Consider the following 5976-nt stretch of genomic DNA (forward strand, 5'->3'; position numbering starts at 1 on the left):
ATTCTAAATTCTAAATTCTAAATTCTAAATTCTAAATTCTAAATTCTAAATTCTACATTTCCGCGACGCTACGTGAGCAACGGGCTAACCTTCAACTATTGGTTGATACCTTCACCGCTACATTCGGTGGTGTCGTTACCAAAGTTGCTGTGATCGGCTCACTTAAATTAAGTATCCATCCTGGCTGTAGTCCGAAAAGCACAATCAATAGGCCTAGAACCAGCCCTGGTAATTGTTCTGTGAACTTAACCCTCGGTAAATCAGTTATATGGCTAGCCAGACGACCAAAGAAGGCTCCACCAATTAGTTGTAAAAAGTAAACAACCGTTAAACCGGTGCTGAGCATGCATAGGATAGTTGGGATTGGTAATACCTGGAGACTACCCCAGTAGACCAGAAACTCAGAGATAAATCCCACCATGCCAGGGATACCAGCACTAGCCATCACACCAAGTACCATCAAACTACCAACTACTGGCAGACCTCGTTCGGGATTTAATAGACCATTGAGGATAGTGATATCCCGTGAGCCAGTTTTCTTATAAATGATACCGACTAATAAAAACAGTAGCGCTGATATTAAACCGTGACTGATCATATGCAAAACTGAGGCTACCAACGCTAGCTTAGTGGCAGCAGCAGCAGCTAACAGAATGTATGCCATGTGAGCGACAGAACTATATGCCACCATTTTTTTCATGTCTTTCTGGACAATGGCATTGAATGCTCCGTAAAGGGAACTCACTGCTGCCCAAATTCCTAACCAAGGTGCCAGAATTGTCCAAGGTTCCGGAAACAAACCTAAGCCAAACCGCAACAAACCATAGGTACCTAATTTCAGGAGCACACCAGCTAATAGAATTGAAACTGGAGTTGATGCTTCCACGTGGGCATCTGGCAACCAGGTATGGAATGGCACGAAGGGAATTTTAATCCCAAAGCCAATTAGAACTGCTCCTAAAAGAATTAATTGCTGAGCAACCGGTAGTAATGATGCTAGCTCCCTGGTCTCGGCGTAGCTAAAGCTAGAGGAACCAGTCAAAAACACTAAGCCCAGGAATGACGCTAAAACCAAGGCTCCGGAAAGGGCTGTGTAGAGGAGAAACTTTGTTGCAGCATAGCCTCTGCGCTTACCCCCCCAAATGGCAATCAACAAATATAGGGGAATCAATTCCAGCTCATAGAAGATAAAAAACAGCAGTAAATCCTGAGCTAGGAAGGCACCGGCAACAGCGCCATTGATCAAGAGCATCAGAGCGTAATACAACCTAGGCCGAATGGTGTTGGAATCTGTGCAATACAGGGCAACTGCGGTTAGCAGACCATTTAGGATCAGTAAGGGCAATGATAGACCATCTACCCCTAAACTATAGGTCAAACCGATTGCCTGAATCCAAGGAAGATTTTCCTGAAATTGTAGATTCACGTCACCGGGGTTAAACATGGTCATCAATATTACTGACCAGAGAAAAATACCACCAGTAACTACCAAGGAAATTTGACGAGCTGCTTTAGGGGTGACATTCCCCGGCCAAAACCCCACTATAGCGGCACTAAGTATTGGTACCAAAATCAAGGCACTCAACATAAATCGACCAGTCTCCTAATTATTTGTTTACTAACTGTTGTTATGGGGTTGGTTTGTTGAACGCGCACCCGTGGCCTATTGGCGAAGGTTGGTTTGTTGTTCGCGAATAACAAACCAACCTTCAACCTCTAATTAATGACCGATCAACAATGACCACTGCTCCAAAGACCACTGACTAAAAGACCACTGATTCAAGGGCCAAGTGATGAAGATTGCTAATAAGCTGATTCCTAATAGGATAGTCAGTACATAAAACTGTGATTTACCGGAAACGCTGTATTTTAGGCCTTGACCACTAAATACTGTTCCTAAACCAACCAGATTGACTAACCCATCAACGATATATCTATCCACCCAAGCTGTAATGTTAGAAAATAAGCGAACAGCAAACACGATAGTGTAACGATACAGTTCGTCCAGGTAAAAGTCATAGGCGAATAGGTCTTGGAACAATTTCAACGGCATCCGAATTGAGCGCGACCAGGTTCTGGGTAGGTAAATTAAAGCCCCTGTAGTGCAACCTACGACACCAGAGATTATCAAGCTGACCTCGGCTAGGAGATTGAGATCCTTCCATTCCGATAGCAATTCCATCGGACGTATTAGCACGGGTACCAGCAATGTCAGTACCGTTAACGCTACCATTGGTAAAGCCATAGCCCACGGTACTTCTGGTGCTCGACGGGTCTTCGCTTGGGGTTTACCTAGGAAAACTAGCCGAAACACCCGGACTAAACCTAAGGCAGTAACTGCGTTAACGAAGAGAAAGGGTATGACCAGAAGAGGGGCTTCAAACCAAAAGGCGTTAATCCCTTCACTCATTGCCCAAAAGCCACCCAGGGGGAAAAGTCCAATTAGACCAACCATACCGACGGCAAAGGCAGTGCTAGTAGCAGGCATTTTTGACCATAAGCCCCCCAATTCAGCTAGATTTTGGTTATTGGTGTTGAAGATTACCCCCCCGATGCTCATGAACATCAGGGCTTTAGCAAAGGCATGGGCAACCAGTAAAATCACACCAATATCAGCGCGCTGCATTCCAACCGCGATAAATACTAAACCAATGTAAGCGCTGGTGGAATGGGATAGCGATCGCTTAATATCGATTTGTGCGATCGCTACCAGTGAGGTTCCTAGTGCTGTGATAGTACCAATAACTACTAACACTGATAAGGTCAACGGTGAGACCATCGTCACAATCGGCACCAGTTTAATCAGCACATAAGTACCACAAGTCACCACCAAGGAATTCCGCAGTACTGAGGCAGGATTCGGTCCCTCCATCGCCTCATCCAACCATAAATTCAAGGGGAATTGGGCACATTTACCAATTGGACCAGCAATCAAAGCCAATCCCAGTAAGTTACCTACCAGTGGCGGTAGATTAGCTGAATAAGCCCAGGTATACAAGTCTGAAAAGGTTAAGCTTCCCGCAAAGGTCGCTAAGCTCACCACCCCAACTAGCAGCAAGATATCTCCTACACGCTTAGTTAAAAAAGCATCTCGGGCAGCTTTGAGTGCCAAAGGCTGAGCATACCAAAAACCCACAATTAACAAAGTACACACCGTGAGCATTTCCAACAGAGCATAGGTCAGGAATAAGGAATTACTCAAGACAATTCCAATCAATGCCCCTTCAAAAAACCCCATCAGGGCAAAGAAGCGAGCTAATCCCCAATCTTTCTCCATATATCCAAGAGCATAGAGTTGAGCCAATAGACTTAGGCTGGTGATAAACTCCATTGCTGCAGTACTCACTGGTGAGACTTCCAGAACAAAGGATATGTCAATATCAGCAACCATTAGCCAGTGAAACTGTATCTCTTGCACGGCTTCTTGTAATGAAGCCTGGAAGATTAACCAGCCATGAATGCAGGCGAAAAGTGTCATCAACAGGTTAAAGTAAGCCGCTGGTCTTGGTCCTGTACGACGCACTATTCCTGTTGCCCAGGGGATAGTTAAAAATGCCCCAATCCAACTGTAAATAGGAACTACCCAAATAGTCTGAGTAAGCAACTCAGTCATCACGCCTTGACCTCATCATTGAATCAATTAAATAAAAATCGGTACTAATTAGCCCAAACGAATTTTTAAAGTGACGATTTTCCTCGGTTTACAGCTAATAATGTCGTGATTTGTCTTCAATCATTAGTATTTTTATAACTTTATCAGTTAAGGGTTATCTTGGGCATAATCCCTGCAGTTTTTTCCCGAATATTTTTTTTATCTCTACCATAAACCGTGGTTATTGACATCATGACAACTAACCTTTATAGAACCGAGCAAGCTAACGGATTAAAGGTCAAGTTGGGCTTGACAACCGAGCAAGCTAATGGATTAAAGGTCAAATCAGGCTTGACAACCCATCTATCCACCGATTTATGCTTAGTCAGGTTAGAGCGACCCAGTTCCCCGTGTCGTAACCCAGGAACTCGGTGACCGCACTCAAATTCTGGCTTGAGTGAGGATTACTTATCTAAAAGTTATAAAAAAATTATAAAACAAAAGCAACCATTCTCCAAAACGGTGAATTTTCGTTAACTAATCTAGCTGACCCCCTCGGAGTGTTAAGTTTCGTTAAGGTCTCTCATTAAGAAGTATTATCATATTTTATATTGTCAAATACGCCAAGGTTCTCTATGCTTAGTTTTGGTTGTCCTTTAAACAAAGATGTTGAGGGCATTCCCCGTCTACTATCTTTGTTTGAGCCGGGGTGTGCGCGTAGCGTAGCCTTTTGGCCAGGGAAACAATCACTTTTGGTCAGGCAAACCCACACCCCCTCCACCCTTTAATCCCCAAACTAACCATGAGGCGGATTAAGGGAGGAGCAAGGGAAGCACAGAAGCACGACCAATACACTTAGCTAGGTCAGTTAGCTACCTGCAAAGGGCTTGGTCGGCTCACGTTCTGACGGTGTATCGAAAAGGCCGATTTACCCGGCAACATTGCAGTTATCTGCAATGCCATAGAAACCCTAACTACACTGCCCTAACTACACTGCAAGGTTAGTTAGGGAGCGTTAATCACTCTTATTTGACTAATCCACTAGGAGAAAAGCGAAATGCCAATTGCTGTTGGAATGATTGAAACTGAGGGCTTTCCAGCTGTTGTAGAAGCAGCTGATGCGATGGTTAAAGCCGCTCGCGTCACCCTTGTGGGTTATGAAAAAATCGGTAGCGCTCGTGTAACCGTGATTGTGCGGGGAGATGTCTCCGAAGTGCAAGCTTCCGTAGCTGCTGGAATAGAAAATGCAAACCGGGTGAATGGAGGTAAGGTGGTATCTACCCACATCATCGCTCGTCCCCATGAAAACTTAGAGTATGTCCTACCAATTCGTTACAGCGAAGCTGTGGAACAGTTCCGTAGCTACTAGCCAAGATGCTCCTAAAAACCATAGAGAGTCTAGAGGCAATTGGCACAAGCTTGGGTGCTGAACTCGTTGGTATGCAGTGACTATAGGTTTAGCTTAAGGGCTTATATGCCGTCACAACCATCCCACGTGTGGTCAGCGCGTGGGTTGATCAAAATCTTGATAAACGTCTAGGAGTAAAATTCATGTCAATTGCTGTGGGAATGGTGGAAACCCTGGGTTTTCCAGCGGTTGTAGAAGCAGCTGATGCTATGGTGAAAGCGGCTCGTGTCACCCTTGTGGGTTATGAAAAAATTGGTAGCGCTCGTGTAACCGTGATTGTCCGGGGAGATGTGTCTGAGGTGCAAGCTTCCGTATCCGCTGGGGTTGATAACGTTAAGCGTGTTAATGGCGGTCAGGTATTATCTACCCATATTATTGCTCGACCTCACGAAAATCTGGAGTATGTTCTACCAATTCGTTATACCGAAGATGTGGAACAGTTCCGGGAGAGTACTAACGCCATCCGTCCGATGAACCGTCCATAATCGTCCGCTAATTTGAGATTCAATACATGCCGGTGTCAAGTAGGGGATGTGCTTACCATGAGGGGAGAGATTGCTTGATCCACTAGTTTTGGCTTGGCCATATAACTGCTCCCTAATCCATCTCCCCCCAAGTCCTGTCACCCCAAGTCCTGTTAATAAGTTAGGTCAATGCAAATTGCCAAGGTCCGAGGCACGGTCGTTAGTACTTATAAAGATCCTAGTCTTAGAGGAACTAAATTCCTTTTCCTGCAATACCTAGATGATGCAGGAGAACCACTCCCCAAGTATGAGGTAGCTGCTGACATAGTCGGTGCTGGTATAAATGAGTGGGTGCTAGTCAGCCGTGGCAGCGCGGCTCGGCAAGTCGGTGAGAGTGACAAGCGTCCCATCGACGCTATGGTGGTGGGGATTATTGACACGGTCAGTGTGGACAATAGCATGCTCTACAGGAAAAAAGACCAGTATTAGTAAGTAGGTTCTGACAATAGTGG

The 5976-nt window shown here is 45.1% G+C and carries 5 protein-coding genes; 3 read left to right on the forward strand and 2 right to left on the reverse strand.

Annotated elements, in window-relative coordinates; all coding sequences use genetic code 11:
• Positions 1-91: 91 nt before the first annotated feature.
• Both AC4II3_RS25445 and AC4II3_RS25450 read right to left on the reverse strand, forming a co-directional pair.
• Positions 92-1588, reverse strand: a complete 1497-nt coding sequence (locus tag AC4II3_RS25445) for an NADH-quinone oxidoreductase subunit M (protein WP_488013408.1) — start codon at positions 1586-1588, stop codon at positions 92-94.
• A gap of 132 nt (positions 1589-1720) precedes the next feature.
• On the reverse strand, positions 1721-3613 hold the full coding sequence (locus AC4II3_RS25450; protein ID WP_488013406.1) for an NAD(P)H-quinone oxidoreductase subunit F: 1893 nt from the start codon (positions 3611-3613) through the stop codon (positions 1721-1723).
• 1036 nt (positions 3614-4649) lie between these two features.
• On the opposite strand from AC4II3_RS25450, the gene AC4II3_RS25455 reads away from it, so the two are divergent.
• The 3 genes from AC4II3_RS25455 to ccmL all read left to right on the forward strand — a co-directional run bounded on the left by AC4II3_RS25455 (position 4650) and on the right by ccmL (position 5953).
• Positions 4650-4961, forward strand: coding sequence for a carbon dioxide-concentrating mechanism protein CcmK (locus AC4II3_RS25455; protein ID WP_488013404.1), 312 nt, complete (start codon positions 4650-4652; stop codon positions 4959-4961).
• A gap of 182 nt (positions 4962-5143) precedes the next feature.
• Entirely contained in the window at positions 5144-5485 is a 342-nt protein-coding gene (locus AC4II3_RS25460; RefSeq protein ID WP_044493402.1) for a carbon dioxide-concentrating mechanism protein CcmK, read from the forward strand.
• Positions 5486-5653: 168 nt separating this feature from the next.
• On the forward strand, positions 5654-5953 hold the full coding sequence (ccmL, locus tag AC4II3_RS25465) for a beta-carboxysome shell vertex protein CcmL (protein ID WP_488013401.1): 300 nt from the start codon (positions 5654-5656) through the stop codon (positions 5951-5953).
• Positions 5954-5976: the final 23 nt, after the last annotated feature.

It is taken from the genome of Moorena sp., assembly GCF_982860115.1.

Coding starts and splice junctions, on each gene's coding strand:
- AC4II3_RS25445 (WP_488013408.1), bottom strand. CDS start 1,588: ATGTTGAGTGCCTTGATTTTGGTACCAATACTTAGTGCCGCTATAGTG.
- AC4II3_RS25450 (WP_488013406.1), bottom strand. CDS start 3,613: ATGACTGAGTTGCTTACTCAGACTATTTGGGTAGTTCCTATTTACAGT.
- AC4II3_RS25455 (WP_488013404.1), top strand. CDS start 4,650: ATGCCAATTGCTGTTGGAATGATTGAAACTGAGGGCTTTCCAGCTGTT.
- AC4II3_RS25460 (WP_044493402.1), top strand. CDS start 5,144: ATGTCAATTGCTGTGGGAATGGTGGAAACCCTGGGTTTTCCAGCGGTT.
- ccmL (WP_488013401.1), top strand. CDS start 5,654: ATGCAAATTGCCAAGGTCCGAGGCACGGTCGTTAGTACTTATAAAGAT.